Below are 26,644 nucleotides of genomic sequence, written 5' to 3'. Positions count from 1 at the left end.
CCAACCCGCAAAGGAGAGTAATGAGTATTTGAGTATGGCAAAAGACCCTTCAACTCGAAAGAGACGGACTATCGAAGCTTCGCTGGTCACTCTCGTGCTGGTCGCATCTTTCGCCATTCGCATGCTTTATCTGAATGATCGACCGTTTTGGGTGGATGAAGCCGAGTCTTCGATCAATGCGCTGACGATTGTCAAAAACGGCTATCCGACAGATACATATCTTGGCATTCCAATCTATGAGAACACTCTGATCCAACCGTGGCCCGGGAACGCGGAGTACGAATTTCGCGATCTGAGTTACTCAGACAAGCATGTCGCCATTTATCACGGCTGGCTTCCGTTGTACGCCATAGCGGGATCGTTTTTACTTCACGGAATTACTCCGGATGAAGCAAATGGGACATGTTTGGTAAAGCATGATTTAAGTGAACGCATGCGCCGTACCGAGGCGGCGCGATTACCCGCGGTTCTTTTTGGAGTGTTGTTTCTCGGGGTGGCTTTTGTCGGAGGGAGGCTGCTCTATGGTGCCGACGCAGCCTGGGCAGGACTGATTGTGGGATCTATTTACCCGTATCATCTTGCCATCTCCCGCCAAGCCCGCTATTACTCTGCCGAGGTTGCCCTCACGACGGCATGCGTTGTTTCGCTGTGGCTATTCGTGAAGAACGGCAAGTGGAAACACGTTTATCTTACGGCCTTCGCATTTGTGCTGCTCTTTTACACACATCTGCTAAGTTTCTTTGCGGCGGGGCTCTTTTGTCTGTTGCTAACCCCCCTGATCGCCCGCCGTCATGAAGCAGGCGTACGCAAACTGCTCATTTTCACCGGACTTGTGGCCGCAGGAACGCTGCCGTGGTTCATCGCAACGGGGTTCTACCGACAACAGGGGCACATCCCTCGTGCGTGGCCGCTATTGAATCTTCCCGGCGACTTTTGGCGATATCCTCCTGTTCACGTGTTCTCGGCGGTAGTCGGCATCTTAATCGCGTTGCTGACCGCCTGGATCGCTTTGATGAAGCCGCGGGCTTCTGAACGTGTGTCCGCCCCCGCAAGACAACTCGGGCCGGTCCTGCTGTTTCTTGGGGGATGGGGCATCTGTGGATACGTGACGTTTGTCGCATTCGTGCCCGCCGTAAGTTTCGACACAAGTAGGTTAAACCTGAGTTACTGGGGACCGCTGTTCCTCCTCGCGTCCGTGTGCTCTGGGGCCATCGCCCGTGCCCTGACACCGCGGTGTTCTGTACTGCTGGCTCCCTTGGTCTTGTTCGTGATTTTCTTCGTGACGGGCCACAGGCTGAATTTCCACGAGGGGTTTTCGTCCGGTGACTGGAAAGCGGATGCTGTCGTGCTCGACCAGTTAAAGAGCATGCCTATGGATTGCACAACAAAACTCTACGCGGCTCCAAATGATCATTTAGTTCTGACATTCTATTCAGGGCTTCCTGTCCAGGACATCACACCAATCCGAAGGTCGTATCTGGATTCATATAGGGGCAACATCATTTATATCGACCGCGGCGCTTCCGTCAATAGTGGTTTACTCACACCGGAAAACGTTCGGACTGCCGCCCTATTGGATGGCTTGCGGCTGTCGCCGGAAGCTGCAGAGACATGGTCGACATTGCTGCGCACGCGGGATTATCGCGAAACGATGCTGAAATCGGTATCACCTGACGTGACACAGGAGATTGAGCCGCTTCCTCCCTTTGGAAGAGAGCTTTTGGCTGCGCATCACCGCAATCTCCCATCAGTATTTTCGAACTCCTCCATGGAGCTTGTGACGAGAGGCTTCGCTATAAACTCGTGGCCGGATTGGCGCGTGGTGTTAAAGTATCGATTCGTTGGACCGGCGGCGCACAGTGGTATTCACGCGAACTATGCCACCCGGTTACGGGGAGCCGACGCTGTCATCCTTTCCCGAGCAGATACAGCTGTGTATCTCTCCCGATGGCATCCCTCGGACACGAACGAAAGCCTCAAATTTCGGTTCGTGCGCTGAATAAGCGGTCTCACGCAACGCTCCCTTCGGCAGATTTCGAAGGAGATGCAGAAAACCTCAATGAGATCGTATCCCCATTGAGAAATGGCTGCCAGCCGAACAGAACGAAAGCAACTCTCTTGCTTGTGAAATCCGAACCGGAAGTCGGCTATTCTGAATTGCCTATATGCAGTCTTATCTCCCATGCTCGAAGACACGGCACCACATTCTGGTTCGAGGCATCGTGCAGGGAGTCGGCTTTCGACCTTTCGTCTACAAACTTGCTACGTCACTTGAACTGGCCGGGTTCGTCTTCAATTCTTCATCGGGCGTGACGATAGAAGTCGAGGGCGACGCCTCCGCAATTCGAACATTTATCGATAGCCTGAAACTCCATCCGCCACAACTCGCAGAGATTCTAGATCTAACCGTTTCCGAAATTGTGCCCGAAGGGCGCAAAGGATTCGACATTCTTGAAAGCCGAGAGGAGCCCGGTGAATTCGCCTTGGTCTCTCCAGACGCCGGCACCTGCGATGCCTGCTGGCGCGACTTCGGAGATCCTTCCAACCGGCGCTTCGGCTATCCCTTCACCAATTGCACCCACTGTGGCCCGCGCTACACCATCATCCGTGACATTCCCTACGATCGCCCGAAGACAACGATGTCGGAGTTCGTGATGTGCAAAGAGTGTAGCGCTGAATACGGCGATCCAGCCGATCGGCGATTCCACGCTCAACCGAACGCCTGCGCGGTCTGCGGGCCTTCGCTATGTCTTGTCCCGAGCGGCGCTTCACCGGACGACTGTTCCTTTACCGGCAAGGATTCGCTTCCACCGATTCGCATGGCGAGGCAACTGCTGCGGGAGGGCAAGATCGTGGCCGTCAAAGGATTGGGCGGCTTCCTGCTTGCATGCGATGCCAGCAACGCCGCCGCGGCCGCTGAATTGCGTCGACGAAAGCGCCGCCCCGATAAACCTTTTGCCCTGATGGCGCGCGATCTGCAAGCGATCAAGAGCATCTGCGCCGTATCCCCTGCTGACGAGGCCGCGCTTCAGCATCTGCGCAGGCCTATCGTAGTTCTGTCCCGCCTCTCGCCTGAAGATGCAGGTGGCAACAATCTACCGGACGTTCTCGCTCCGGGAAACAACACGCTCGGTATTATGCTCCCGTATACGCCACTGCATTACCTGCTCTTCAGCGATTCACCGGGATCGGCGTCGGAGTTTACCGCGCTCGTCATGACGAGCGGCAATCTCAGCGAAGAGCCGATTGTGGTATCGAATGCCGATGCGCTCCAGCGGCTGTCGAGCATCGCCGATTGGTTTCTGCTGCATAACCGCGACATAGCCACGCGAGTGGACGATTCGGTGGTTCGTATCTTCGAGCGGCGCGAACGCGTGCTGCGTCGATCCCGTGGCTTCGTTCCCTTAGCCATCGACCTGAATATTGAGTTGAATCAAGTCCTCGCCGTAGGGGCTGAGCTGAAGAATACGTTCTGCCTTACCCGAGGCAGACACGCCATCCTGAGCCAGCACATCGGGGACCTTGAAAACTACGAAAGCATGTGCTTCTTCGGCGAGACGCTGGAGAAGATGAAACATCTCTTCCAGATTTCGCCTACGGCCATTGCATATGACCTGCATCCCGACTATCGAAGTACACGCATGGCGCTTGACTCCGGCATCGATCGCAGATTTGCCGTACAGCATCATCACGCACACATAGCCAGCTGCATGGCCGAAAATCACCTTCGGGGAAAGGTCATCGGCGTCGCCATGGACGGCACCGGGCTTGGAACCGATGGCACGATCTGGGGCGGCGAATTTCTGGTGGCCAATCTAGCCGGATTCGAGCGCCGCGGCCACCTCCGCACGGTGCCGTTGCCCGGCGGCGATGCGGCTATACGTCAGCCCTGGCGGATGGCCCTGAGCTATCTCCGGGATTCGTTCGGATCCCAGATCCCTGAGGAGATTGCCTTTTTGAAAGCAGTTCCTGGCGCACAGCTCAATCTCGTGGACACCATGATCTCGCGCCATATACAAACCGTCCAGACTTCCTCGTGCGGGCGGCTGTTCGATGCTGTCGCAGCGCTCTTGGGATTAGGTTCCGAGGTCACATTCGAAGGGCAGGCGGCCATCGCGCTGGAGATGGCCGTGGAGCCAAGCGTCACGGACCGCTACGAATACGGCCTGCAGCAAGCGGAACCCATCGTCGTCGATCTTCGTCAAACCGTCGTGGCGGTCGTCAGAGATCTTGCCAGAGGGCGACGGCCAAACGAAATCGCCGCCTGCTTTCACAACACGCTCAGCGCCGCCATCGTCGAGGTCTGCTGCTGCATTCGCAAGAGCGATGGATTGGACCGCGTCTGCCTGAGCGGCGGGGTGTTCCAGAACCAAATTCTGCTGGGGCTTACGGCGCGAGAGTTGCGGCGTTTGGGGTTTGGAGTATTCTTACACGCGTTGGTGCCCGCGAACGACGGCGGTATTTCATTAGGACAAGCCGTTATCGCGAATGAACTGTTACGTCGAGGAGACTAACATGTGCCTGGCGATTCCCGGCAAAGTAGTCGAGACCTACGACCAACGCGGTTTGCGGATGGCCAAGGTCCAGTTCGGGGGCATTGTTCGCGAAGCATGCCTGGAGTACGTACCCGACACGCAACTGGGCGAATACGTCCTGGTCCATGTTGGTTTCGCCATCAGCCGCGTCGATGAAGCGGAGGCCGAGCGCACCTACCAGGCGCTGAAAGATCTGGATCAGCTAACCGAGTTGGAATCGCCCGTGGTCGAGGAGATCCCGGAGACGGACAAGCCGTCCTCCCCCGCGTGGATGAAAGGCGGCACGAACGGCGGGGGGGATCGACAATGAAATATCTCGATGAGTATCGCGATGGTGATGTGGCAGCGAAGATCGTGGCGGAGATTCGGCGCGTGCAGACGCGGCCATGGGTGCTGATGGAGGTGTGTGGGGGACAGACGCATTCGATCGTGAAGCATGGGATCGATCATCTGCTGCCCGAAGGAATCGAACTGGTGCATGGGCCGGGGTGTCCGGTTTGCGTGACTCCGCTGGAGATGATCGATAAGGCGCATGCGATCGCTCAACGGAAGGATGTGATCTTCTGCTCGTTTGGCGACATGCTGCGGGTCCCTGGTTCGAATGGAGACCTGTTCACGATCAAGTCTCAGGGCGGCGATGTTCGGATCGTATATTCGCCGCTGGATTGTCTGAAGATCGCTCGCACCAATCCGGCCAAGCAGGTGGTGTTTTTCGCGATCGGGTTTGAGACGACCGCGCCAGCGAATGCAATGCTGGTGTGGAGAGCGCGGGAAGAAGGCGTGAAGAACGTTTCCATCCTGGTTTCGCATGTGTTGGTGCCACCCGCGATCGCTTCGATTCTGCAATCGCCACTCAACCGGGTGCAGGGTTTTCTGGGGCCCGGACATGTGTGCGCGGTAATGGGGTACCGCGAATATGAGCCGCTAAGCGCGCGCTTCAAGGTGCCGATCGTAATTACGGGCTTCGAGCCGCTGGACATCCTTCAGGGAACCCTGATGACGATTCGTCAACTGGAAGAGGGGCGGGCCGTGGTGGAGAACGAATACTCCCGAATACTGAACCGAGACGGGAACATAGGAGCGCAGAAGCTGGTGGCTAACGTCTTCGAGATCAGCGACCGCAAGTGGCGCGGCGTAGGCACGATTCCGAAGAGCGGCTACAAGTTGCGATGGGAGTTCCGCGACCATGACGCGGAGCGGCTGTTCGATGTAAAGCACATTGATACGAAGGAGCCCGAGGCCTGCATCAGCGGACAGATTCTGCGCGGTCTGAAGAAGCCGCATGACTGCCCCGCGTTCGGGACGGGGTGCACGCCGCAGAAGCCGCTGGGAGCCACGATGGTATCGGCGGAGGGAGCATGCGCGGCGTATTACGCCTATGGGCGGCACCTCGAACAGCACAGGGAGGCAACCCAGTATGTAAGTGTGGAGTCGGTTCGAGGTGCTGCATGAGCGAGGGGATAGCTTCGAGGAGCAATGACGGTACGCCAGCAGCAGTGGCGCAGAAGCATGACTGGCGCGGCATGGTGATGCATAAATGCAAAGAGTCCATCGAGGTGAAGGAGAAGTTTTTTGAGACGTACGCGGAGTTGATTGGTGAATTGAGCGCCAAGATGGCCGCGCGATTCGAGCAAGGACATCAGCTTTGGGTAATGGGAAATGGCGGGAGTGCGTGCGATGCGCAGCACATTGCCGTGGAGTTCATTCATCCGATTATCGAAAAACGACGAGCTCTGCCGGCGTTCGATCTGGTCAGTCAGATGGCTGTGCTGACTGCGATTGCGAACGACAAAGATTATGCGCGAATCTTTGTGGACCAGATTGAACTGCATGGCAAACCAGGAGACATGGCGCTGGCGATCTCGACCAGCGGCAACTCACCGAATCTGATCTATGCGCTGGAGGCAGCGAAACGCAAGGACATGCTGACGATCGCCTTTTCTGGTAAGGATGGCGGACGGCTTGCAGGAGCAGCTGAGTATTGCTTTACAGTACCGAGCTACAGCACGCATCGCATTCAGGAGTCACACGTTACGCTGCTTCACATACTGTGGGACCTGATCCACGTCTCGATGGGTGAGGAGGATGTGATTTGATGAAGCCTGACGGGAATGTCTCGAAGACCGGTGTTGATTTGGACCTGAATGGTGAGGAAAATAGTGCGGCCTCGCTTCTGTCGGCGTCTTGTCCGCTTCCGGTGTTCGACCACAACAACATTGTGCTGGGCCATGGCAGCGGCGGCAAGCTTACTGCGGATCTGATCGATAAAATCTTCCTCCCGGCCTTTCGCAATCCCACGCTCGATAAGCTTGACGATCAAGCAGTAGTCACCATCGGTAACACACGACTAGCTTTTGCTACCGACTCCTTCGTGGTCACGCCAATCTTTTTTCCGGGCGGAGATATTGGCCGGCTGGCGATTCACGGTACGGTGAACGATCTCGCGATGAGCGGAGCGCGCCCGTTGTATCTCTCCGCCGCGTTCATCCTCGAAGAAGGCCTTGCGGTCGACGATCTGCGCCGGGTGGTCGAGTCGATGCGGACCGCCGCCGCCGAGGCTGGCGTAGAACTTGTCACCGGAGACACCAAGGTGGTCAACCGTGGCAAAGGAGACCAGATCTTCATCACGACAACCGGCATCGGCATAATCGAGCACGATAGCAACATCTCGGCCGATCGCGCTCACCCCCGCGACAAGATCATACTCAGCGGCTATATCGGCGATCATGGCATGACGATCATGAGTCAGCGCGAGGGGCTCGAATTTGAGAGCGCCATCGAGAGCGATTGCGCATCGCTCAACGACCTGGTCGCCACCATGCTTGCGACCACCTCTTCCGCAAAGGATTTCATTCACACATTGCGCGATCCTACCCGCGGCGGCGTCGCGACCACTCTCAATGAGATTGCCAAACACGCCAACGTCGGCATGTTGCTGGACGAACGCACCATTCCTGTGCGCGAGTCCGTCAAGGGAGCGTGCGAGGTGCTAGGGCTCGACCCTTTGTATGTCGCGAACGAAGGTAAGTTGCTTGCCCTTGTCGTCCCTGAGATGGCAGATGCCGTCCTCGAACAGATGCGGCAACATCGCCTGGGTCAGGACGCCGTCATCATCGGCGAGGTCGTCGAAGCCCATCCCGGCATGGTATTGATGAAGACTGAGATCGGCGGCACGCGTGTCCTCGACGTAATGTTCGGCGAGCAGCTTCCGCGCATCTGCTGAGCTCATAAACATTGGTAGATCGCGAATAGACGTTGAAAAGGCCTAGAGATTGCATCGAAAAAACGTCGAAAGTATTTTCTTTGTTGCGTTTGACAGCACCCTTGGACCGGCGTACTGTCATTGTCGTTCGATTCCTGCCGTAGGTCGCAGGGTTATAAGTTAGGGCTCACACTCAGCTTCGCGAGGGTGACAGGCATGTCCTGCTTTCTACCATCCCGCTTCGACGAATCTCAAATCACAGTTCTTATGTTGCGACTCTTCCGCCCCCGGCTTACGGGTCGCGAGATATCCCAGACCTTGGCTGCGAGCGGGCTCGCGGAATAGGTCACGATGCTGGTCTCAAGGAGAACTCCATGGCTGACTCCGTAAGCAAGATCACCAGGCCTTCACCCGTATCCGATGTTCACATTCTTTGGATTACCGCGGGTCTCAGTTGCGACGGTGACAGCGTCTCCGTCACAGCAGCCGAGCAGCCGAGCATCGAGGATGTTCTCCTCGGCGCGATTCCTGGGCTCCCGACGGTGCATCTCCACAATCCGGTACTCGCGTACGAGAATGGCGACGAATTCATGCAGTTTTTCTACGATGCCGAGAAGGGTCTGCTCGACCCCTTCGTCCTTGTCGTCGAAGGTTCCATCCCTAACGAAAAGATTAAGAAAGAGGGCTACTGGGCTGCCATGGGAACAAACCATGACACAGGTCAGCCCATCACGACCTGCGAGTGGATTGATCGCCTCGCCCCGAAGGCGCTGGCCGTTATCGGCGCCGGCACCTGCGCCACCTACGGCGGTATTCATGCCATGGCCGGCAATCCAACCGGAGCCATGGGACTCGCGGACTACCTGGGCTGGGGCTGGCGTTCCAAAGCAGGTCTACCGATCGTCAACGTCCCTGGCTGTCCGGTACAACCCGACAATTTCATGGAGACCGTTCTCTACCTGCTCTACCAGGTTGCCGGACTCGCCCCGATGATTCCCCTCGACAAGCAGCTTCGCCCGACCTGGCTCTTCGGCAAGACTGTCCACGAAGGTTGCGATCGCGGCTCCTACTACGAGCAGGGTGACTTCGCCACCGAATACGGCTCCTCAAAATGCCTCGTCAAATTAGGCTGCTGGGGGCCAGTCGTCGACTGCAATGTCACGAAACGCGGCTGGATGCGCGGTATCGGCGGCTGCCCCAATGTCGGCGGCATCTGCATCGGCTGCACGATGCCCGGCTTCCCCGACAAGTTCATGCCTTTTATGGACGAACCTCCCGGAGGGATGCTCTCAGCCACGCTGGTCAGCGGATACGGAAGGATGATTCGTGCGCTCCGCGGGATCACTAATTCTACGGTCAACAAAGAGCCGAAGTGGCGCCACAATCGCCCGGAGCTCACCACCGGCTATCGCCCGCAGCAGCCCAACGCCTTCTAACCACTTGAAAAAGAGGATCAAGCCATGGCAACGTATCCCGATACCGTCCCTGAACTTGAGGAGAAGCAGCGCAATCTCGTCGAGATGAACTGGGATCCCATCACCCGCATCGTCGGCAGTCTTGGCATCTTCACCAAGATCGACTTCGCCAACAAAACCGTGGCCGAGTGTCACAGCACCTCGTCCATCTTTCGCGGCTACAGCATCTTCATGAAGGGCAAAGACCCGCGCGATGCCCACTTCATCACCAGCCGTATCTGCGGCATCTGCGGAGACAATCACGCCACATGCGCCTGCTACGCGCAGAACATGGCGTTTGGCGTCCGCCCTCCCGCGCTCGCCGAATGGATCGTAAACCTTGGCGAAGCGGCTGAGTACATGTTCGATCACAACATCTTTCAGGACAATCTGGTCGGGGTCGACTTCTGCGAACAGATGGTCAAGGAGACCAATCCCAACGTCTGGGAGAAGGCTCAGCACACGCCTTGTCGGAACGCCGACAAGCACGGTTATCGCATGATCTCCGACATCATGACCGCGCTCAATCCATTCACCGGCACCTTCTACCGCGAGACGCTCGCCATGAGCCGCCTCACCCGCGAGATGTTCTGCCTGATGGAAGGACGGCACGTCCACCCGTCGACGCTCTATCCCGGTGGAGTGGGCACGGTAGCCACGATTCAACTTTTCACGGACTATCTCGTGCGGCTGATGAAGTACGTCGAGTTCGTGAAGAAGGTCGTACCGCTGCACGACGATCTCTTCGACTTTTTCTCTATGACGCGCTCCCGGGATACGAAGAAGTCGGCCGTCGCCGCATCCTGCTCGGCTGCTGGGGTTCGTACAACGATCCCGACTATTGCGACTACGAGTACAAGAACATGGCCGAATGGGGCCGCAAGATGTTCGTCACTCCCGGCGTGGTCGTCGACGGTGAGCTGGTCACGAACTCTCTCGTTGACATCAATCTCAACATCCGGATACTCCTCGGCAGTTCCTATTACGATGACTGGCAGGGCCAGGAGACCTTCGTTGCACAAGACCCGCTCGGCAACCCGATCGATAAGCGCCACCCCTGGAACCAGACCACTATTCCTCGTCCGCAGAAGCGCGACTTCAAAGGCAACTACACCTGGGTCATGTCGCCGCGCTGGCTCGATCAGCGCACCGGTGACCACCTTGCTCTCGATACCGGCGGTGGACCCATCGCACGTCTCTGGTCGACCGCGCTATCTGGCCTCGTAGACATCGGCTACGTCCAGGCCACCGGTCACAGCGTAAAAATCAACCTCCCCAAGACCGCTCTGCTGCCCGAGACCGAGTTCGAGTGGCACATCCCTAAGTGGTCAAACACCCTCGAACGCGACCGCGCCCGCACCTACTTCCAGGCTTACGCCGCCGCCACCGCGTTGCATTTCGTCGAAAAAGCTCTCGCCGAGTTGAATGCCGGCCGCACCGCCACCTGGAGCGAGTTCAAAGTGCCGGAAGAGGCCATCGGCTGCGGCTTTCACGAGGCAGTTCGCGGCGTTCTCTCGCACCACGTTGTCATTCGCGAGGGCAAGATCGCCAACTATCATCCGTACCCACCTACTCCCTGGAATGCCAACCCCCGCGATATGTATGGAACTCCCGGACCTTACGAAGACGCGGTCCAGAACACGCCGCTCTTCGAGGAAAACGGCCCAGACAAGTTCAAGGGAATCGACATCATGCGCACGGTTCGCAGCTTCGATCCGTGCCTGCCCTGCGGCGTCCACATGTATCTCGGTGACGGCAAAATCCTTGAAACGCGCCACTCTCCCATGTTTGGCGTAGCGGGGCATGAATAATGGCCGCTGCACCCCAAACCGATGTCCAACCTGAAGTCGTCGGCAGCATCGCGCCTCCGCAGCGTGGCGAGTTTCGCCTGCAGACGGAACGAGTGGAAAAGCTGGCAGCCCGCCTCCAAAGCGCAGGTGATCCGGAGATCCGGGCCACTGCGCTCGACCTTGTGCAGTCGGTCGTTGAATTGCATGGTGCGGGATTGCAGCGTCTCATCGACTCGCTCATGCAAACCCCGGCGGGCGAACATGCCCTCGGACAGGCATTGCAGAATGATCTGGTATCCAGCATGCTCCTGCTGCACAACCTCCACCCGGATGACATCGAAACGCGTGTGCTACGTGGCATTGAAAAAGCTCGTCCTTATCTCAAATCTCATGGCGGCGATGTCGAACTCACCGGCGTTCGAGATGGCATCGTCCACCTGCGCCTTCACGGAACCTGCGGCAGCTGTCCAAGCTCCTCCATTACGCTGAAGAACGCAGTCGAAGATGCACTCTTCGAGGTCGCGCCCGACATCGTAGAAATCGTCTCCGAGAACGCCGCAGCCGAAGCGCAGAGTGGACCCCAACTCGTAACCATCAAGTAAGGAGAACCGTTATGGCCAAACAGGACGCACAGCCCGATACCTCATTCCACGCCGTCGGAATTCGCAAGGGTGAGAGCCGCGGCAGACCGCTCGCCCAACGGCCCACCCGCCTCGCGAAGGACGCCACCGGCATCAACTTATGCCAGCGTGGCCCCATCAATCCCAAGATGCCCCACCTGCCACCTGCCTAGCCTCGGGAGCCCAGCATGAACGAACTCCCCGAAGCCGAACAGGAACGGACTCCGGTCCCGTCGTTTCTGAGGCAAGTCGCTCGCCGACGCCCTATCTCTGATGGGGCGGAACGCTGCGAGCTTTGCAGCGCCGAGCTCGCACCCGTGCATCAGCATCTACTCGATCCCCGTAAACGCGAGATCGCCTGCTCCTGCGATGGTTGTGCCGTACTCTTCTGCGGCCAGCCTGGAGCCCACTATCTGCGAATCCCCCGCCGCATCCGCGCTCTCACCGACTTCGAAATGCCAAATCTGCAATGGGAATCTCTCATGATTCCTATCAATCTGGCTTTTTTCTACTACGCCACCTCAAGCGGCAGGATGATGGCCATGTATCCCAGTCCAGCAGGAGCCATTGAATCGTTGCTGAGCCTGGAATCCTGGACCGAAATCGCGGCCCAGCATCTCTCTCTCCAGAAGATGGAGCCCGATGTCGAGACCTTGCTCGTCAATCGTGTGGGCACAGCCCATGAGTACTACATTGTGCCAATCGACGAGTGTTTCCACCTCGTCGGCCTCATCCGTATGCATTGGCGTGGTCTCTCCGGTGGCGTGGATGTCTGGAAGCACATCCACGAGTTCTTCGCGAGCCTGAAAGCCCGCAGCACTGAAATAAGAGAAACTCCCGCGAACCAGCAGATGGAGCCAATCCATGCCTGAGCTCCATTTCGAGATCGAAGGTGCTGAAGCGGTGCCCCACGCGGCTATGCCGTTGATCGCACTCAAGCTGCGTATCACCAACTTCCCTGCCGCCGAAGCGATCCACGCGATTACCCTACGCTGCCAGGTCCAGATCGAGCCCGCCAAGCGCCGCTACGTCCCCAACGAACAAGAGAAGCTGCTCGATCTGTTCGGAACGCCAGAGCGCTGGGCCCGCACCGTCAAGCCGCTACTCTGGATGAACACCAGCGTCGCGATCCCGCGCTTCACCGGCGAAGTGCTCGTCAATCTCGAGCTTCCCTGTACCTTCGATTTCAATGTCGCGGCGACCAAGTACTTCCACGCACTCGATTCAGGTGATATACCAGTCGCCGTCATGTTCAGCGGCACACTCTTCTACGAGGGTCTGGACGGAGCGCTGCAGATCTCACAGGTTCCATGGGACCGCGAGGCCAGCTATCGTCTTCCTGTATCCGTCTGGAAAGAGATGATGGAGATGCACTACCCCAACTCCGCGTGGCTCTGTCTTCGCCGCGACACCTTCGAGCAGTTGTACAACTACAAGGTTCGCCATGGGCTCCCCACCTGGGAACAAGCCATAGCCAGAGCCCTCGCCGCAGATGCTTCAGCGGAGATCCCCGAGGAGGTCCAGAGATGAACTTCGCCTCGGTAGAAAAGATCGCTGCCGCCGTGCTCTACGAGGGATACATTCTTTATCCCTACCGCCCCACTGCTATCAAAAATCGACAGCGCTGGAACTTCGGCACTCTCTATCCCCGCATCTACGCCGAAGCCCAACACCCCGAGGAACCCTTCCGCCTAGTCTCGGAGTGTCTCCTGGTTCCCGGCCACAACGCGTCGATTGACATCAAAGTCAGCTTCCTCCAGCTTCTGCCTCAGCCACGAATAACTTCGGACGATCTGAAGACCCTCGCTGACCCATCGCTCGATTGGGATGAAGCCATCGAACGCACGTCCGACCACTGCGGATTGAGTCTTGGCGATATCCTCGACGCACCCCTGAATCTACACATCACCCCTACCTCAGACCTCGCGGCAAGCCTTACGATCAGCGCCCAAAGCATGCCTGGTGGCATCTGCAAGCTGCATCTCGAACTCGAAAACGCGAGCCCGCTTTCGAGCGGCACCGATGCACACCGGGACGAGGCGTTGTCCCAGTCGCTCGTCTCCGCACACCTCCTGATCGGCCTGACAGACGGAGAGTTTATCTCGCTCCTCGAACCACCCGATCTCTATAGTGCCGATGCCAAGGCCTGCACCAACATCGGCGTCTTTCCCGTTCTTGCCGGCGAAGAGCCTGACCGTTCCATCCTGCTTCTCTCCCCCATCATCATGTACGACTATCCCAAAACATCGCCCGACAGCGCCGGCGACTTCTTTGACGGCACCGAGATGGACGAGATGCTTACCCTCCGCGTCCTTACCCTGACCGACGCCGAAAAGGAGGAGGTGCGCAATGGCGATCCTCGCGCCCGCCGCATCCTCGAGCGCACCGAAGCCCTGACCGGCGAAGAGATGCTGAAAACCCATGGCATCATCCGTCCAATGCGCGAGGTCCGCGGAGGCACCTCATGAATCCCGACTCACCAGATGGCTTCATAGCAGAGTGGAATCCCTTCGCGGAGGAGAAAGCAGCGCCAGAGTCCGTGCGGGTGTGGACCGCCGAAGGCAGCGTCGATCTCCGCGTCGGCGATCGCATCCGCATCTGGCCGCAAAAGTCCGCGGACATCATGGACCTCGCTCTCACCGGCAAGGTTGCCATCATCGAGGCCATCGAGCAGGACTTCGAAGACCGAATCCAGTTTGCCGTCGTGCTCGACGACGACCCCGGACGCGAGTTCGGCATGATGCGCCAACCTGGCCACCGCTTCTTTTTTGGCACCGAAGAGATCGAGCCCTATCGAGAGGAAGCCTCAACATGACCGGGACGATTCTCATCGCCGGCATCGGCAATATCTTCCTCGGAGACGACGCATTCGGAGTCGAGGTTGCCCGTTCGCTTTCGCAGCGGACCCTTCCCAGCGAAGTGCAGGTGAAAGACTTCGGCATCCGGGGCTTCGACCTCGCTTACACATTGCTCGACCCGTGGCACACCGTCATCCTCGTCGACGCGCTGCCCCGCAAGGAGGTGCCCGGCACTCTGTTCGTCCTTGAACCGGATCTGACGGGGCTCGGCGCCCCCGATGCAGCGGGCATGGACTTGAACCCTCATGGCATGGATCCCATGCGGGTCTTAAATCTTGCCGCCTCGCTCGGCCCCATAGCCGCTAGTATCCTTGTCGTCGGCTGCGAGCCCAGGGACTTCGGCGACGAACTCGAAGGCCGCATGGGGCTATCACCGCAAGTGCAAGCCACGGTCGAAGAAGCATCCAACATGATCGAAGAGTTGATCGGAAAAATCCTTGAAAGCAAAGACCCTCCGATGCAGGTGCATACACATGTTACGGGTAACAGAGAGGTGACATCATGACAGGAAAAATCATCGTTGGCACACTGAGTCTGGCATTCATCCTAGTGGCAATCATGGTTGCGCCCGACATCAAGCGCTACATCAAAATCAGCACAATGTAACCGCCCGGATTTCACGCAGCAAGCATGAAAGGCAGTTCATGCACGAGCTATCGATTGTTCTCAGCATCATCGACGAGATCGACGAGCAATCTGAAGCGCGCGATCTCCATGACATAGAGGTCGTGCACCTCAAAATCGGTGTCTTCTCGGGTGTAGACCGAGACGCACTCCTCTTCGCCTGGGAGCTCGCCTGTGAGGGCACGCGACTCGAAGATTCGCGACTCGATATTGAGACCGTTCCGCTTGTCATCCACTGTGCCATTTGCCATGAAGACCGGCCCCCCCCCTCGCTCTATCAACTCTGCTGTCCGGAATGCAACACACCGAGCGAGACCATCGTCACAGGACGTGAACTCGAAGTCGTTTCTCTGGAGGTGGCCGCGTGAGCACACGCATCGTAGAAGTACGCGCGAAGGTTCTGAAGCAGAACGATCTTCTCGCCCACGCACTCCGAGAACGTTTCGAGGCTTCGGGCGTCAGCGTCATCAGCCTGGTTTCAAGCCCCGGCTCGGGAAAAACCGCGTTCCTCGAAAAGCTTCTCGGCACCCTCGCCGCCAACTTCCGCGTCGCTGCGCTGGTCGGAGATCTTGCCACGGAGAACGACGCCGCCCGCCTCAAGCGCGCGACGCCTAACGTGCGCCAGATCACGACCGGAACCATCTGCCATCTCGATGCACAGATGATCGAAAGAGCGCTTGAAGGATGGCAGCTCGACGCGCTCGATTTTCTCTTTATTGAGAACGTCGGTAATCTGGTCTGCCCCTCCAGCTATGACCTTGGCGAAGAGCTCCGCTTCGTCCTGCTCTCCGCCACGGAAGGTGAAGACAAGCCTCTAAAGTATCCAACTATTTTTAATAGCTCCGACGTCGCGATTATCACCAAGATGGATATGGCCGGCCCTGCCGAGTTCGATCTCGCCGCCGCTCGGCGAAACATCGAGAGTGTGCGCCCTGGGATGCAGATCTTCGAGGTCTCCGCCAAGACCGGATCCGGCATGCAGGACGTCTTCCAATTTCTGCGCGATAAGCTCGCTCACTCTCATAAAACCCGCCTCGCACTGCAATACGAGACCACCCAATAAATGCTCCAGGCAGCGCGACGCCGCCCCGCGTCCAGTATCACACCAACCCACGGATGTGAGATGAGACTAGAGGGTCTCCATCTTCGCCGTAAAGATACCGCGGAAGGCTGGCCAATATGCCCAGATCAGGAAGAGTTCCAGTACAGCTGCCAATAGACCCGGCGCGATACCCGGAGCGATCGTGAGATGAAACAGCAGGATGTTCACGATGATAGGCCCGAGGATTGTCAGAGCGACCGGAACGTACCATCCAGACAGCAGCAGCAAGCCGGCGATCACGTACAACACCCCGTGGAAGGTCAGCCAGCCGTGAGTATAAAAGATACCCATCAATACACCGGCGTCGCCCGGCGGCGGAGGCATTGGAAGAAAATGGAAGAAGTAGTTGAGGCCGAAGACGAGAAACATCAGGCCAAGCAAAACGCGCGCTATCACTACGGCGATCTTCATATTCACAGGCTCCAGCGGAAGGAATTGGCAACCGTCACGAAAGCAGTTCGATTCTCAGGATGAGATTATCGAATCAGCGGAAGGTGTGCAGAATATTTTTTGTTGAACATTTCGTCTACCATCCAAGACGTTGATGGTGTCACAGGCTAACGGAGTTTTGATGAAGAGAGTTCTTTGCACCCTGTTGTCAGGCATATTGTTCGCCGCATTCGCTTCCCCTTTGCTGAGGGCGCAGACCAGTGACACTCCCGGCGCGACAGTTGCTCCACCTGGCGCGCTGACGCAGGAACAACGCGGCCGCCAATTGATGGATCAGATGATCGCCGCACTCGGTGGCCCAGAGTGGCTGAATCGCAAGGACATGCAGTTCCACGGCCGCATGGCCAGCTTCTTCCAGGGGCGGCCAAATGGCATGATCGTCGAATTCGACGCCTGGCACCAGTTTCCCGACAGCACCCATCAGGAAGCTCAGCGTATCGGCTTCCTGACCGACAAGAGCATGATCTTCCCCGGCAAGAAGATTGACGTCGTCCAAATCTGGACCGGGGGCACCGGCTACGAGGTCACTTACAAGGGCAAAACCACTCTGCCGAAAGACCAGGTCGATGACTATTACCGCAGGCAGGCCCACTCCATCGAAGACGTGGTCCGCGACTGGATCAAGGCCCCCGGCGTCATGATCCTTTACGACGGAACCAGCATGGTCGAGCGCCGTATGGCCGATAAAGTGACGATCCTCAGCGCGAACAACGACGCGGTCACTATCGATCTGGACTCAACCACGCACCTCCCAGTGCGTCGCACCTTCCAGTGGCGCAACACCACTTTCAAAGACTATGACGAGGACGTAGAGGAATACGACGATTACCACACCGTTCAGGGCCTGCCCACGGCCTTCACTATCACCCGCTACCACAACGGCGACATGGCCAACCAACGCTTCTATAACAAGGTGCAGTACAACACCGGCCTGCCGCCGGAGCTGTTCAATCCCGACAACCTGCTGAAAAAGAAATGACTCGGCGGTTTATACTCAGGGCTGCCATGAGTGAACCTATGACTGATTCCCCGCAAGGCACCGAGGTCGCCAAACAGACGATGGACATCGTCGAGATCATGTCCATCCTGCCGCACCGGTATCCATTTCTGCTCATCGACCGCGTCGTCGAGATGGAGCGCAAGCAGCGCATCGTTGCCATTAAAAACGTCACCCTGAACGAGCCGCACTTTCAGGGACACTTTCCCGACTATCCGATCATGCCCGGCGTCCTCATGGTTGAAGCCATCGCCCAGGCTGGCGGCGCGCTCCTGCTCACCGAGATTCCCGACCGCGCCGACAAGCTGATGGTCTTCACTGGAATCGAGAATGCCAAGTTTCGCCGCCCAGTAGTTCCCGGCGACCAACTGCGCATCGAAGTCACCGTGCTCCAGTGGCGCAGCCGCGCGGTCAAGATGCTGGGCATCGCCACGGTTGATGGCAAGGTAGCGTGTGAAGCGACAGTGATGTGCCAGCTCGTCCCTCGCGCCGCCAAGAAACCCACGCCAGAGGTACCGGCTGAGTGAGCATCCATCGGACCGCAATCGTCGCCGCTGGAGCCACCATCCCAAAATCCTGCACGGTCGGCCCCTTCTGCACCATTGGCGCGAATGTTGTCCTCGGCGAAGACTGCGAACTCGTCTCGCACGTCGTCCTCGATGGACATCTGACCATCGGCAACCGGAACCGCATCTACTCCTTTGCGTGCCTCGGAATCGCACCGCAGGACCTCAAGTACGCAGGCGAACCCACGCGCCTCGATATAGGCGATGACAACAGTATTCGCGAATACGTCACCATCTCCCGCGGGACGGTTGGCGGAGGAGGAGTAACCCGCGTCGGCTCAGGCTGCCTCATCATGGCCTACACCCACATCGGCCATGACTCGATCATCGGCAATGGCTGCATTCTCGCCAACTCCGCCACCCTCGCCGGGCACGTCATCGTAGAGGATTATGCTGTCGTCGGCGCACTCTGTCCGATTCATCAATTCTGCCGCATCGGTAAATACTCCTACATCGGCGGTGGCACGACCATCACGCAGAACGTGCTGCCCTATTCGCTCACCAGCATCGAGCGCAATAACCACGCCTACGGGCTGAATAAAGTTGGCTTGCAACGCCGCGGCTTCACGCCGGCACAGTTGAAAGAACTACGCGCGGCCTACCGTCTGCTGCAAGCCTCGAAGCTGAATACAACGCAAGCCCTTGAGGCCATCCGCGAGACGATAAGCAAAGGCGCAGGCGAACATGTAGCTTACCTCGCCGACTTCATCGCCAACAGCGACCGGGGCATCATCAAGTAAGTTCGGCAGTCGAAGCATTGCTCGTCACAAGAAAGGTAGACTGGTCTCCATCTATGACCTACTCTCTCCGTTGCGCCTTCAAAGCTTTTCTCGCACTCCTCGTCTTTGGCGTCCTCACTGCTTCGTCCTCCTCCTCTGCGCAGAGTCCTGCTCACATCCGCGTTGCCGTCGTCGGCTTGAATCACGACCACATCCTGGGCTTCCTGCACAATCTGCCATCACACCCAGAGGTTGAACTTGTCGGCATCTCCGAACCTGATGCCGCTCTGCGGCAGAAGTACGCCTCAAGATTTCATCTCCCCGATAACCTCTTCTTCTCGTCTGAAGCGGCCATGCTCGCCAAGACTCACCCACAGGCGATCCTCGTCTACACCTCCATCGCTGGACATCGCGCCGCCATAGAGCAGGCCGCGCCGCTCCACATCGCGGTCATGGTCGAGAAGCCCCTCGCCACTACCGTTGAAGATGCCCTGGCCATTCAGAAGCTCGCAGAGAAGTACAACATTCCAGTCCTCACCAACTACGAGACCACTTGGTATGCCTCCAACACCGCAGCGAACAATCTGCTCGCAAGCGGCCAGATCGGTGATCTGCGCAAGCTCGTCTTCCATGACGGACATCGCGGCCCCAAAGAGATCGGCGTCAGCCCCGACTTCTTCAAATGGCTCACCGATCCGCAACAGAACGGCGGCGGAGCGTTATTCGACTTCGGCTGCTACGGCGTCGATCTCTCCACATGGATGACGCACGGCGAACTGCCGCTCACCGTCACCGCCGTCACCCTTCAGATCAAGCCAGAAATCTATCCCAAAGTGGATGACGACAGCACCATCATCCTTACCTATCCGCATGCGCAGGTCATTATTCAAGGCTCATGGAACTGGCCCTTTGACCGCAAAGACATGGAAGTCTACGGGGTCAAAGGCTACGTCGACACTCTCTATCAGGATGGAGCTCCAGGCGTTAAGCTCCGTATCCGTCTACCGGGCGAGCACGCCGAACACATCGAAGACGCACCCGCGCTCACCCCACCTCACGATAACTCGCTCAACTACCTCAGCGCAGTTCTCGACGGCACACTCAAGCCTGAACACGATCTAACATCGCTCGACACCAACGTTACCGTGGTGCGCATTTTGGATGCAGCTCGCCGCTCTGCGCAGACTGGACGCACCATCCATCTCAAAGCCGAAGTCGAAGGCAAGCAGTAAGTTTCGCTGGAAAATCATCGGTATTAGCTCGTTACCCCATGGATAAACTCGGCCTCATCGCCGGCAACGGACGCTTCCCTTTCCTCCTTCTTGACGCTGCACGCGCTCACGGCCTTCAGGTCGTCGTCGCAGCGATCAAGGAGGAGACTGACCCCGAGATCGACGCCCGCGCCGCCGCCGATCCAAACATCCACGTTCACTGGCTTTCACTCGGAGAGCTCTCCCGCCTCATCGAAACCTTTCAGGCCGAAGGCGTCACCCGCGCCGTCATGGCAGGTCAGGTAAAGCACAAGCAGATCTTTTCTAGTATTCGCCCGGATTGGCGGCTGGCAAAGCTGCTGCTCAACCTCCGCACCCGCTCGACCGACATGCTGCTCGGTGCTGTCGCAAAAGTTCTAGGCGACGAGGGAATTGAACTGATCTCTTCGACCGCCTATCTTGAACCGCTGCTTGCTCAACCCGGTGTTCTCACCAGCCGCGCTCCCAGTGACGAGGAGTTCAAGGACATCGCCTACGGTCGTACTGTGGCCCAGGCCATCGCGGCCTACGACCTCGGGCAGACCGTAGTCATCGCTGCCCAGGCCTGCGTCGCCGTCGAAGCCATGGAAGGCACCGACGCCACCATCGAGCGCGCCGGCGCCCTCTTTCAAACGCTGGGCGACGGCGGCCAAACCACACTCAGCCGATCGCTGACTGTCGTCAAGGTTGCTAAACCTAATCAAGACATGCGCTTCGACGTTCCCGTCATTGGCCTCGCTACCATCGAGACCATGCGTAATGCTGGTGCAACCTGTCTCGCCATCGAGGCAGGCAGAACGCTGATGTTTGACCCCGCTGCGATCATCGCCGCAGCGGATGCGGCTGACATTGCAATCCTCGCGAAGTAGCTCAATTGTCACAATGTTGTCGCCACGCCGTAAAATCACGCCAGAAAACTTGAAACAGGAGTCTTATAGGCAGATGGGCCCGTATATTCATCATGCTTCACAAAGGGGAACAAAGATGCGCAAAGGAATTTGGATTGCAGCGATTATAGGTTTGGTGGCAACATGCGGCGTCGGTCTGAAGGCACATGCCGCCGATACAGACACGGTGAAGGTCGGTATGACCGCGCCCAACTTTACCCTTCCCTCACAGGAAGACAAGCCCATCAGCCTCAGTGATTTCAAAGGCAAATGGGTTGTCCTCTACTTCTATCCGAAGGACCAGACCCAGGGCTGCACTATCGAGGCACACAACTTCCAGCGCGATCAGGCGAAGTACGATGCGCTGAATGCGGTCGTCCTCGGGGTCAGCCTCGATACAGTCGCCAGCCACAAAGCATGGTGCGCGAAAGACACCTTCAGCTTCAAGATGCTGGCCGATCCCGAGCATAAAGTAGTCGACGAATACGGCGTGCCCGTAAAGTCGGTGGGACCGATGCACTTTGCCAGCCGGCAGACATTCCTCATCTCGCCTCAGGGTAAGGTGGTCAAGTTCTGGCCCAACGTCCAAGTGAACCACCATAGCGAAGAGGTCCTCGCTGCAATCGCCGAAGCTAAGAAGTAGAGATACCGCCAGACGCAAAAAGGCCCGGGCTCTCAATCGAGTGTCCGGGCCTTTTTGCTTGCCTTAGTTAATGCTTACTTCTTTGCGGTCTTCTTTGCGGCTGCCTTCTTCGCAGGAGCCTTCTTTGCCGCGACTTTCTTCGCAGGAGCCTTCTTTGCCGCGACCTTCTTTGCCGGGGCCTTCTTTACTGCCTTCTTTGCCGCTGCCTTCTTTGCAGGGGCCTTCTTTGCTGCTGCTTTCTTGGTTGCCAAGGTAGTACCTCTCTTCATTGGTTTGTTGTTGCTGGCTGTGCTCTTGTTGCCGGACGTCTTTTTGGAGGCGCCCTTACCGCCGCGCAGAGCACTGGATTTCTTCGCGGCAGAACTCAATGTCTTTTTAGCCGGGCTCTTCTTAGCCGGGCTCTTCTTCACGGAAGTCTTCTTGGCGGCGACCTTCTTTGCGACAACAGGCTTCTTCGACGCAGACTTGGTCGCCTTTGTAGCGACAGCTTTCTTTGCAGGCGCTTTGTTCACGGCAGCCTTTTTTACAGGAACAGCCTTTTTCGGGCCCGCAGCTTTCTTCGCGGAAGCTTTCTTCGTCGCTGACGTCACAGTTCGCTCCGCGGAGGAATTGCGAGCAGGAACAATCGCCTCTCTGGTCGAGGGGGTGTATCCGCTCACCGGCGACGGCGGCAGACTGAAGAGACTCGCCTCTTCGGCATGAGTGTCAGGCCGGGTAGCCTCGTCATCCTCTTCCTCGTCGATCTCATTTTCATCGTCGTCAGAGTTCAGCGTGACCTCTTCTTCTTCTTCGTCGTCCTCTTCGAAGCTGTGGCGCTGATCGTCGTCTTCTGTTTCATCGGCGAAGTCGTGGTCTTCATCTGCCGCTGCTGCACGGTACCGGATCGTGTCGTCGAACGTCATTTCGTTTCCCCTCAATCACTGCTCTGACTCTTCGCTACAAATACGATGCAACAAAATTTATCTTAACTTCCTGCGACGAGATTCTAGCAACAGGATGCATCGAAGCGCTACCGAAGGCAAGCAATCTTTTTTGCGAGGTAGCTTATCGTGCAGCTTTCCTTTTCGTTTTGGACGCGACATGCTTCGATTTCGCGCTCGATTTTTTCGACGTCGCCCGCTCCGATGAAGTCGATTTCGAATGCGACGAGACGGAAGAGTTATGCGAACGGGCGTGTCCATGCGACGATCTCCCACGCATCCTCGTCTTTGGCGCGAGCTTCACGGGCTCGGAGACCCGCAACGAACTTCCCGTTCTGACTGCGTTCGATCGGAGATGGTTCCAGCGTCTCAACTGCTCCACCGTTACGCCGAAACGGTCGGCGACGGTAACCAGCGTATCGCCACGCCGCACCTTGTACGTCTGCGGATGTGCGACCGCCCTCGCAGTTGCGATCGGGATGACCAACTCATCGCCAGCGTCGACGCTGTCATTCGCAGCGACGCCGTTCTCCTCCGCAATATCGCTCGCATGAGTATGAAACGCTGTTGCAATCGCATCAAGCGTCTCCCCGTCATGCACGACATGGAACCGCCACGTGTCGCGCTTGTCCTCGGGAATCTGTTTAATCCGGGACGCAAAAAGCTCGCTCGTGCCGACGGGAATATGCAGATCGAACGGTACGTCGCGCGGCGTGGTCATGCGAAGTAAGCTAGGGTTCAACGCAACGATCTCCGGCAGCGTCGTGTTGGTGATATCGGCCACCAGACGCAGATCCACCGCATCGTCCACCGTCACCGTGTCAGAGACTACTGCCGGCTCGGGCACCATCTTGTCTAATCCATACTGGGTCGGGTTTTTCGCCATGATGATCGCGGCGATGATGCCCGGCACGTAATTCTTCGTCTCACCAGGCAACACGTTGCGCCGGTAGAGCTCCCAGAAGTCCGCATAGCCTGTGCGCATGACGGCACGCTGCACATTGCCCGGGCCCCAGTCATAGGCCGCCATCGCGAGGTACCAGTCGCCAAACTGGTTGTACAGCGACTTCATGTACTGCGCATACGCCTTGGAAGACTTCTCCGGATCAAATCGTTCGTCGAACCAACCGTTACGCGTCAGGCCGTACGCACCCGTCGGCATAAACTGCCACATGCCCCCGGCGCCGGAGTGGGCATTGAGCGCCTGCGGTTGAAAACCCGACTCGGCGACCGCCAGATAAATCAGGTCCTGCGGCACGCCCTGATCGCGCAAATCTTTCGAGATCATTGCCTTGTATTTTCCGGCACGCTCAAGAGAACGCAGCAGATGCGCATGCCCAGTCTGGGAATTCGAAAAATAGCTGATGAAGCCGGCGACATACTGATTGATCACCAATGGAAAGTCGGACTGCGTCGTCTTCAACTCCGCTTCGACCTTCGCGGTCAATGCCGGGTTCGCAGGAAACGTGACCTGGTTGGCGGCATCGAGAGGAGCCTCTTCAATGGTCGGCGAAAACCCGTTGCCCTGCTTCAACGCCGCCATCTCCAGCGAGTTCACCGCATTCAATAGATGGTCGAACTCATCGGCGAGCTGCGGGTCGCCCTTCAGGTCCATCCCGCTCGTCAGCATCGCATCAACAGCCGCATCGAAGGAGGCGCGTGCCGCATCGAGATGCCCCGCACTGTAGTTGTCCACGCCGTTGCGATAAAGCTGCTCGGCATGATTGATCAACTGCTGGTCTTTGTATGCCCTGGCCGGGTCGACAGGCTGGGCCTTCGCTACGGCAGACTTCACTGCCTGTCCGGCTTGACCGCTCCGGCCGCTGGCAATGGCCGGAGCCGTCGCATTGGCAGGCACCTTGGCCTTCGCTGCGCCCTGGTTCTGCGGACAACCCGCAAGCATCACCAGCGGCGCACAAGCTGCCACCAGTGCCCATCGCCGCACATCTTTGAATCGTTGAATTGTCCGCGCCATCTTCCCTGCTCATTGTAAGACGGATTGCGCGCTCAAACCGGCACATTCCCTCACATGCTCCACTCTCGACACCTCGCCCTCACGACACGCTGCCGCAGTGATAGCATCGAAGGTTGAGGCAGTTCGCACCCCGTATGGATCCAAGTCACATCCGCAACTTCGCGATCATCGCGCATATCGACCACGGCAAGTCCACCCTCTCCGACCGGCTGCTCGAGCTGACCGGCTCGCTGACCGCACGCGAGATGCAGATGCAGGTGCTGGACACCATGGACCTCGAGCGCGAGCGCGGCATCACCATCAAAGCCCACACCGTCCGCATGATGTATGAGGCCCATGATGGCGAGACCTATCAGCTCAACCTCATCGACACGCCCGGCCACGTCGACTTCAGCTACGAGGTCTCTCGCTCGCTGGCATCGTGCGAAGGAGCGCTTCTCGTCGTCGACGCCTCACAGGGCGTCGAGGCGCAGACGCTCGCCAATGCATATCTCGCCATCTCGAACGGCCTTGAGATCATTCCCATCATCAACAAGATCGATCTTCCCAGCGCCGATATCGAGCGCACCAAAGAGATGATCGAGAAATCGGTCGGCCTGCCCGCCGACGACGCGATCGCTGTCTCCGCGAAGACCGGCCTCAACGTCGCCAGCATCCTCGAGGCTGTCGTGACGCTTCTGCCCCCGCCGCAGGGCAATCCTGAGGCTCCGCTGCAGGCGCTTATCTTCGACAGCTGGTTCGATCCCTACAGAGGCGTCATCGTCCTTGCCCGCATCATCAACGGCAAGTTGCGCAAAGGCATGAAGATCAAGGTAATGTCCAACGGCAAGACCTTCGATGTCGAAAGCATGGGCGTCATGACCCCGAAGCCCATCGAGATCGCGGAACTTACCGCGGGTGAAGTCGGCTTCTTTGTAGCGACGATCAAGAACGTGGCCGACACGAAGGTTGGTGACACCATCACCTCGGTCGAGAATCCCTGCGCCGAAGCGCTGCCCGGCTTCGAAGACATCAAGAGCATGGTCTTCGCCGGTCTCTACACCGTCGACTCGCACGAGCATGCCATGCTGCGCGATGCTCTCGAAAAGCTTCGCCTCAACGACGCTTCGTTCTCCTTCGAGCCCGAGTCCTCCGTTGCCCTCGGCTTCGGCTTCCGCTGCGGTTTTCTCGGCCTGCTCCATCTCGAAATCATTCAAGAGCGGCTGGAGCGCGAGTACAACCTCGACCTCATCACCACCGCCCCCGGCGTCCGCTACAAGATCACGCTCACCGACGGCAGTGTCATCGAAGTCGACAATCCCTCACGGTGGCCGGATCCCTCCAACATCGAGCAGATCGAAGAGCCAGTCATCATCGCCAAGATCCTGACCAACGAAGAATACGTCGGCGGCATTCTGAAGCTTGTCGAAGATAAGCGTGGCCGTCAGCAGAATATGGAGTACGTCTCCGACACCCGCGTCATGATCACCTACGAGCTACCGCTGAACGAAATTGTTTTGGACTTCTACGACCGCCTCAAGACCGTCTCCCGCGGCTACGCCTCCCTCGACTATGTCCTCGCTGGCTCCTGGGTCTCCCCCATGGTCAAGATGGATATCCTCATCGGCGGGGACCCCGTCGACGCGCTCTCCATCATCATCCACAAGGACTTCGCACAGCAGCGGGGCCGTGCGCTCGTCTCCAAGATGCGCGAACTCATTCCTCGCCAGATGTTTGAGGTCGCCATTCAGGCAGCCATCGGCAGCAAGGTCATCGCCCGTGAGACCGTCACCGCCATTCGCAAAAATGTCATCGCCAAATGCTACGGAGGCGACATCAGCCGGAAACGCAAGCTCCTCGAAAAGCAGAAAGAGGGCAAGAAGAGGATGAAACGGATCGGCAAAGTGGACATTCCCCAGGAGGCTTTCCTCGCCGTGCTGAAGGTCGGAGAAGATTAGAAGTAACCAGATGTTCCACCTTTTATAGGGGCCGCACACCGCAAAACAGATGATCCATCTGACGTTACGAGTGAAGGCCTGAAGCGGGATCTGTAACCCATCAGTAACGTCGATC

Annotated in this window: 28 protein-coding genes and 1 pseudogene; 26 read left to right on the top strand and 3 right to left on the bottom strand. The window is 57.9% G+C overall.

Features of this window, described 5'->3' with window-relative positions; genetic code table 11:
• The first annotated feature begins 34 nt into the window (after positions 1 to 34).
• The 19 genes and pseudogenes from P4G45_RS02115 to hypB all read left to right on the top strand — a co-directional run bounded on the left by P4G45_RS02115 (position 35) and on the right by hypB (position 16,146).
• On the top strand, positions 35 to 1,999 hold the full coding sequence (locus P4G45_RS02115) for a hypothetical protein (protein WP_348268051.1): 1,965 nt from the start codon (positions 35 to 37) through the stop codon (positions 1,997 to 1,999).
• A gap of 166 nt (positions 2,000 to 2,165) precedes the next feature.
• Positions 2,166 to 4,514 (top strand): carbamoyltransferase HypF, encoded by a 2,349-nt coding sequence (gene hypF, locus P4G45_RS02110; RefSeq protein WP_348268050.1) that lies wholly within the window; start codon positions 2,166 to 2,168, stop codon positions 4,512 to 4,514.
• The gene (locus P4G45_RS02105) at positions 4,489 to 4,845 is read left to right on the top strand and encodes a HypC/HybG/HupF family hydrogenase formation chaperone (RefSeq protein WP_348268049.1); all 357 of its coding nucleotides are present in this window, start codon (positions 4,489 to 4,491) and stop codon (positions 4,843 to 4,845) included. Before hypF ends, P4G45_RS02105 begins: the two co-directional genes overlap by 26 nt.
• On the top strand, positions 4,842 to 5,987 hold the full coding sequence (hypD, locus tag P4G45_RS02100; protein ID WP_348268048.1) for a hydrogenase formation protein HypD: 1,146 nt from the start codon (positions 4,842 to 4,844) through the stop codon (positions 5,985 to 5,987). The genes P4G45_RS02105 and hypD overlap by 4 nt, the downstream gene beginning before the upstream one ends.
• Positions 5,984 to 6,631, top strand: coding sequence for an SIS domain-containing protein (locus tag P4G45_RS02095; RefSeq protein ID WP_348268047.1), 648 nt, complete (start codon positions 5,984 to 5,986; stop codon positions 6,629 to 6,631). The genes hypD and P4G45_RS02095 overlap by 4 nt, the downstream gene beginning before the upstream one ends.
• Positions 6,631 to 7,758, top strand: coding sequence for a hydrogenase expression/formation protein HypE (gene hypE, locus P4G45_RS02090; RefSeq protein WP_348268046.1), 1,128 nt, complete (start codon positions 6,631 to 6,633; stop codon positions 7,756 to 7,758). Before P4G45_RS02095 ends, hypE begins: the two co-directional genes overlap by 1 nt.
• Positions 7,759 to 8,111: 353 nt before the next feature.
• On the top strand, positions 8,112 to 9,173 hold the full coding sequence (locus P4G45_RS02085) for a hydrogenase expression protein HypE (protein ID WP_348268045.1): 1,062 nt from the start codon (positions 8,112 to 8,114) through the stop codon (positions 9,171 to 9,173).
• A gap of 24 nt (positions 9,174 to 9,197) precedes the next feature.
• A pseudogene (locus P4G45_RS02080) lies at positions 9,198 to 9,551 on the top strand (nickel-dependent hydrogenase large subunit); the annotation flags it as partial.
• Positions 9,552 to 10,054: 503 nt separating this feature from the next.
• Complete coding sequence (locus P4G45_RS02075; RefSeq protein WP_348268044.1) at positions 10,055 to 11,002, top strand: nickel-dependent hydrogenase large subunit; 948 nt, start codon at positions 10,055 to 10,057, stop codon at positions 11,000 to 11,002.
• Complete coding sequence (locus P4G45_RS02070; protein WP_348268043.1) at positions 11,002 to 11,583, top strand: NifU family protein; 582 nt, start codon at positions 11,002 to 11,004, stop codon at positions 11,581 to 11,583. Before P4G45_RS02075 ends, P4G45_RS02070 begins: the two co-directional genes overlap by 1 nt.
• Positions 11,584 to 11,594: 11 nt before the next feature.
• Positions 11,595 to 11,774, top strand: a complete 180-nt coding sequence (locus tag P4G45_RS02065) for a hypothetical protein (RefSeq protein WP_348268042.1) — start codon at positions 11,595 to 11,597, stop codon at positions 11,772 to 11,774.
• A 15-nt stretch (positions 11,775 to 11,789) separates the two neighbouring features.
• Positions 11,790 to 12,473, top strand: a complete 684-nt coding sequence (locus P4G45_RS02060; RefSeq protein ID WP_348268041.1) for a DUF5947 family protein — start codon at positions 11,790 to 11,792, stop codon at positions 12,471 to 12,473.
• Positions 12,466 to 13,131 (top strand): DUF6084 family protein, encoded by a 666-nt coding sequence (locus tag P4G45_RS02055; protein WP_348268040.1) that lies wholly within the window; start codon positions 12,466 to 12,468, stop codon positions 13,129 to 13,131. The genes P4G45_RS02060 and P4G45_RS02055 overlap by 8 nt, the downstream gene beginning before the upstream one ends.
• Positions 13,128 to 14,069, top strand: a complete 942-nt coding sequence (locus tag P4G45_RS02050; RefSeq protein ID WP_348268039.1) for a hypothetical protein — start codon at positions 13,128 to 13,130, stop codon at positions 14,067 to 14,069. Before P4G45_RS02055 ends, P4G45_RS02050 begins: the two co-directional genes overlap by 4 nt.
• Complete coding sequence (locus P4G45_RS02045) at positions 14,066 to 14,416, top strand: hypothetical protein (RefSeq protein WP_348268038.1); 351 nt, start codon at positions 14,066 to 14,068, stop codon at positions 14,414 to 14,416. The genes P4G45_RS02050 and P4G45_RS02045 overlap by 4 nt, the downstream gene beginning before the upstream one ends.
• Positions 14,413 to 14,964: a hydrogenase maturation protease gene (locus P4G45_RS02040; protein WP_348268037.1), complete on the top strand. Its 552-nt coding sequence runs from the start codon at positions 14,413 to 14,415 to the stop codon at positions 14,962 to 14,964. The genes P4G45_RS02045 and P4G45_RS02040 overlap by 4 nt, the downstream gene beginning before the upstream one ends.
• Complete coding sequence (locus P4G45_RS16935; protein WP_373694139.1) at positions 14,961 to 15,065, top strand: hypothetical protein; 105 nt, start codon at positions 14,961 to 14,963, stop codon at positions 15,063 to 15,065. Before P4G45_RS02040 ends, P4G45_RS16935 begins: the two co-directional genes overlap by 4 nt.
• A gap of 38 nt (positions 15,066 to 15,103) precedes the next feature.
• The gene (hypA, locus tag P4G45_RS02035) at positions 15,104 to 15,451 is read left to right on the top strand and encodes a hydrogenase maturation nickel metallochaperone HypA (protein ID WP_348268036.1); all 348 of its coding nucleotides are present in this window, start codon (positions 15,104 to 15,106) and stop codon (positions 15,449 to 15,451) included.
• The gene (hypB, locus tag P4G45_RS02030) at positions 15,448 to 16,146 is read left to right on the top strand and encodes a hydrogenase nickel incorporation protein HypB (protein ID WP_348268035.1); all 699 of its coding nucleotides are present in this window, start codon (positions 15,448 to 15,450) and stop codon (positions 16,144 to 16,146) included. Before hypA ends, hypB begins: the two co-directional genes overlap by 4 nt.
• Positions 16,147 to 16,212: 66 nt before the next feature.
• On the opposite strand, the gene P4G45_RS02025 is transcribed toward hypB, so the two are convergent.
• The gene (locus tag P4G45_RS02025; RefSeq protein ID WP_348268034.1) at positions 16,213 to 16,596 is read right to left on the bottom strand and encodes a DoxX family protein; all 384 of its coding nucleotides are present in this window, start codon (positions 16,594 to 16,596) and stop codon (positions 16,213 to 16,215) included.
• A gap of 160 nt (positions 16,597 to 16,756) precedes the next feature.
• Between P4G45_RS02025 and P4G45_RS02020 the strand changes: the two genes are divergently transcribed.
• From P4G45_RS02020 to P4G45_RS01995, 6 genes are all read left to right on the top strand, one after another.
• Positions 16,757 to 17,614, top strand: a complete 858-nt coding sequence (locus P4G45_RS02020) for a hypothetical protein (protein WP_348268033.1) — start codon at positions 16,757 to 16,759, stop codon at positions 17,612 to 17,614.
• A 38-nt stretch (positions 17,615 to 17,652) separates the two neighbouring features.
• Complete coding sequence (fabZ, locus tag P4G45_RS02015) at positions 17,653 to 18,159, top strand: 3-hydroxyacyl-ACP dehydratase FabZ (protein ID WP_348268032.1); 507 nt, start codon at positions 17,653 to 17,655, stop codon at positions 18,157 to 18,159.
• Positions 18,156 to 18,938, top strand: a complete 783-nt coding sequence (gene lpxA, locus P4G45_RS02010; protein WP_348268031.1) for an acyl-ACP--UDP-N-acetylglucosamine O-acyltransferase — start codon at positions 18,156 to 18,158, stop codon at positions 18,936 to 18,938. Before fabZ ends, lpxA begins: the two co-directional genes overlap by 4 nt.
• A gap of 53 nt (positions 18,939 to 18,991) precedes the next feature.
• On the top strand, positions 18,992 to 20,149 hold the full coding sequence (locus tag P4G45_RS02005) for a Gfo/Idh/MocA family oxidoreductase (protein WP_348268030.1): 1,158 nt from the start codon (positions 18,992 to 18,994) through the stop codon (positions 20,147 to 20,149).
• 38 nt (positions 20,150 to 20,187) lie between these two features.
• A complete protein-coding gene (locus P4G45_RS02000) occupies positions 20,188 to 21,036 on the top strand; it encodes a UDP-2,3-diacylglucosamine diphosphatase LpxI domain-containing protein (RefSeq protein WP_348268029.1) in 849 nt (282 codons plus the stop codon).
• Between the two features lie 115 nt (positions 21,037 to 21,151).
• Positions 21,152 to 21,697 carry a peroxiredoxin gene (locus tag P4G45_RS01995; protein WP_348268028.1) on the top strand — a complete coding sequence of 182 codons (546 nt, stop codon included), beginning with the start codon at positions 21,152 to 21,154 and terminating at the stop codon, positions 21,695 to 21,697.
• 74 nt (positions 21,698 to 21,771) lie between these two features.
• Here P4G45_RS01995 and P4G45_RS01990 read toward each other — a convergent pair whose 3' ends face one another.
• Positions 21,772 to 22,599 carry a hypothetical protein gene (locus tag P4G45_RS01990; protein WP_348268027.1) on the bottom strand — a complete coding sequence of 276 codons (828 nt, stop codon included), beginning with the start codon at positions 22,597 to 22,599 and terminating at the stop codon, positions 21,772 to 21,774.
• Between the two features lie 142 nt (positions 22,600 to 22,741).
• Positions 22,742 to 24,592: a LysM peptidoglycan-binding domain-containing protein gene (locus P4G45_RS01985; protein ID WP_348268026.1), complete on the bottom strand. Its 1,851-nt coding sequence runs from the start codon at positions 24,590 to 24,592 to the stop codon at positions 22,742 to 22,744.
• A gap of 134 nt (positions 24,593 to 24,726) precedes the next feature.
• Between P4G45_RS01985 and lepA the strand changes: the two genes are divergently transcribed.
• On the top strand, positions 24,727 to 26,529 hold the full coding sequence (gene lepA, locus P4G45_RS01980; RefSeq protein ID WP_348268025.1) for a translation elongation factor 4: 1,803 nt from the start codon (positions 24,727 to 24,729) through the stop codon (positions 26,527 to 26,529).
• Positions 26,530 to 26,644: the final 115 nt, after the last annotated feature.

The sequence above is a fragment of the Edaphobacter paludis genome (assembly GCF_039993895.1).
Classification (GTDB): domain Bacteria; phylum Acidobacteriota; class Terriglobia; order Terriglobales; family Acidobacteriaceae; genus Edaphobacter; species Edaphobacter paludis.
Note: the sequence above shows the minus strand (reverse complement) of the source record. Positions and strands in the feature narration are given on the sequence as shown.

What these genes read in the sequence shown, in the direction of transcription:
- P4G45_RS02115 (WP_348268051.1), top strand. Translation starts at nt 35, where the DNA reads ATGGCAAAAGACCCTTCAACTCGAAAGAGACGGACTATCGAAGCTTCG.
- hypF (WP_348268050.1), top strand. Translation starts at nt 2,166, where the DNA reads ATGCAGTCTTATCTCCCATGCTCGAAGACACGGCACCACATTCTGGTT.
- P4G45_RS02105 (WP_348268049.1), top strand. Translation starts at nt 4,489, where the DNA reads ATGAACTGTTACGTCGAGGAGACTAACATGTGCCTGGCGATTCCCGGC.
- hypD (WP_348268048.1), top strand. Translation starts at nt 4,842, where the DNA reads ATGAAATATCTCGATGAGTATCGCGATGGTGATGTGGCAGCGAAGATC.
- P4G45_RS02095 (WP_348268047.1), top strand. Translation starts at nt 5,984, where the DNA reads ATGAGCGAGGGGATAGCTTCGAGGAGCAATGACGGTACGCCAGCAGCA.
- hypE (WP_348268046.1), top strand. Translation starts at nt 6,631, where the DNA reads ATGAAGCCTGACGGGAATGTCTCGAAGACCGGTGTTGATTTGGACCTG.
- P4G45_RS02085 (WP_348268045.1), top strand. Translation starts at nt 8,112, where the DNA reads ATGGCTGACTCCGTAAGCAAGATCACCAGGCCTTCACCCGTATCCGAT.
- P4G45_RS02075 (WP_348268044.1), top strand. Translation starts at nt 10,055, where the DNA reads ATGGCCGAATGGGGCCGCAAGATGTTCGTCACTCCCGGCGTGGTCGTC.
- P4G45_RS02070 (WP_348268043.1), top strand. Translation starts at nt 11,002, where the DNA reads ATGGCCGCTGCACCCCAAACCGATGTCCAACCTGAAGTCGTCGGCAGC.
- P4G45_RS02065 (WP_348268042.1), top strand. Translation starts at nt 11,595, where the DNA reads ATGGCCAAACAGGACGCACAGCCCGATACCTCATTCCACGCCGTCGGA.
- P4G45_RS02060 (WP_348268041.1), top strand. Translation starts at nt 11,790, where the DNA reads ATGAACGAACTCCCCGAAGCCGAACAGGAACGGACTCCGGTCCCGTCG.
- P4G45_RS02055 (WP_348268040.1), top strand. Translation starts at nt 12,466, where the DNA reads ATGCCTGAGCTCCATTTCGAGATCGAAGGTGCTGAAGCGGTGCCCCAC.
- P4G45_RS02050 (WP_348268039.1), top strand. Translation starts at nt 13,128, where the DNA reads ATGAACTTCGCCTCGGTAGAAAAGATCGCTGCCGCCGTGCTCTACGAG.
- P4G45_RS02045 (WP_348268038.1), top strand. Translation starts at nt 14,066, where the DNA reads ATGAATCCCGACTCACCAGATGGCTTCATAGCAGAGTGGAATCCCTTC.
- P4G45_RS02040 (WP_348268037.1), top strand. Translation starts at nt 14,413, where the DNA reads ATGACCGGGACGATTCTCATCGCCGGCATCGGCAATATCTTCCTCGGA.
- P4G45_RS16935 (WP_373694139.1), top strand. Translation starts at nt 14,961, where the DNA reads ATGACAGGAAAAATCATCGTTGGCACACTGAGTCTGGCATTCATCCTA.
- hypA (WP_348268036.1), top strand. Translation starts at nt 15,104, where the DNA reads ATGCACGAGCTATCGATTGTTCTCAGCATCATCGACGAGATCGACGAG.
- P4G45_RS02025 (WP_348268034.1), bottom strand. Translation starts at nt 16,596, where the DNA reads ATGAAGATCGCCGTAGTGATAGCGCGCGTTTTGCTTGGCCTGATGTTT.
- P4G45_RS02020 (WP_348268033.1), top strand. Translation starts at nt 16,757, where the DNA reads ATGAAGAGAGTTCTTTGCACCCTGTTGTCAGGCATATTGTTCGCCGCA.
- fabZ (WP_348268032.1), top strand. Translation starts at nt 17,653, where the DNA reads ATGACTGATTCCCCGCAAGGCACCGAGGTCGCCAAACAGACGATGGAC.
- P4G45_RS02005 (WP_348268030.1), top strand. Translation starts at nt 18,992, where the DNA reads ATGACCTACTCTCTCCGTTGCGCCTTCAAAGCTTTTCTCGCACTCCTC.
- P4G45_RS02000 (WP_348268029.1), top strand. Translation starts at nt 20,188, where the DNA reads ATGGATAAACTCGGCCTCATCGCCGGCAACGGACGCTTCCCTTTCCTC.
- P4G45_RS01995 (WP_348268028.1), top strand. Translation starts at nt 21,152, where the DNA reads ATGCGCAAAGGAATTTGGATTGCAGCGATTATAGGTTTGGTGGCAACA.
- P4G45_RS01990 (WP_348268027.1), bottom strand. Translation starts at nt 22,599, where the DNA reads ATGACGTTCGACGACACGATCCGGTACCGTGCAGCAGCGGCAGATGAA.
- P4G45_RS01985 (WP_348268026.1), bottom strand. Translation starts at nt 24,592, where the DNA reads ATGGCGCGGACAATTCAACGATTCAAAGATGTGCGGCGATGGGCACTG.
- lepA (WP_348268025.1), top strand. Translation starts at nt 24,727, where the DNA reads ATGGATCCAAGTCACATCCGCAACTTCGCGATCATCGCGCATATCGAC.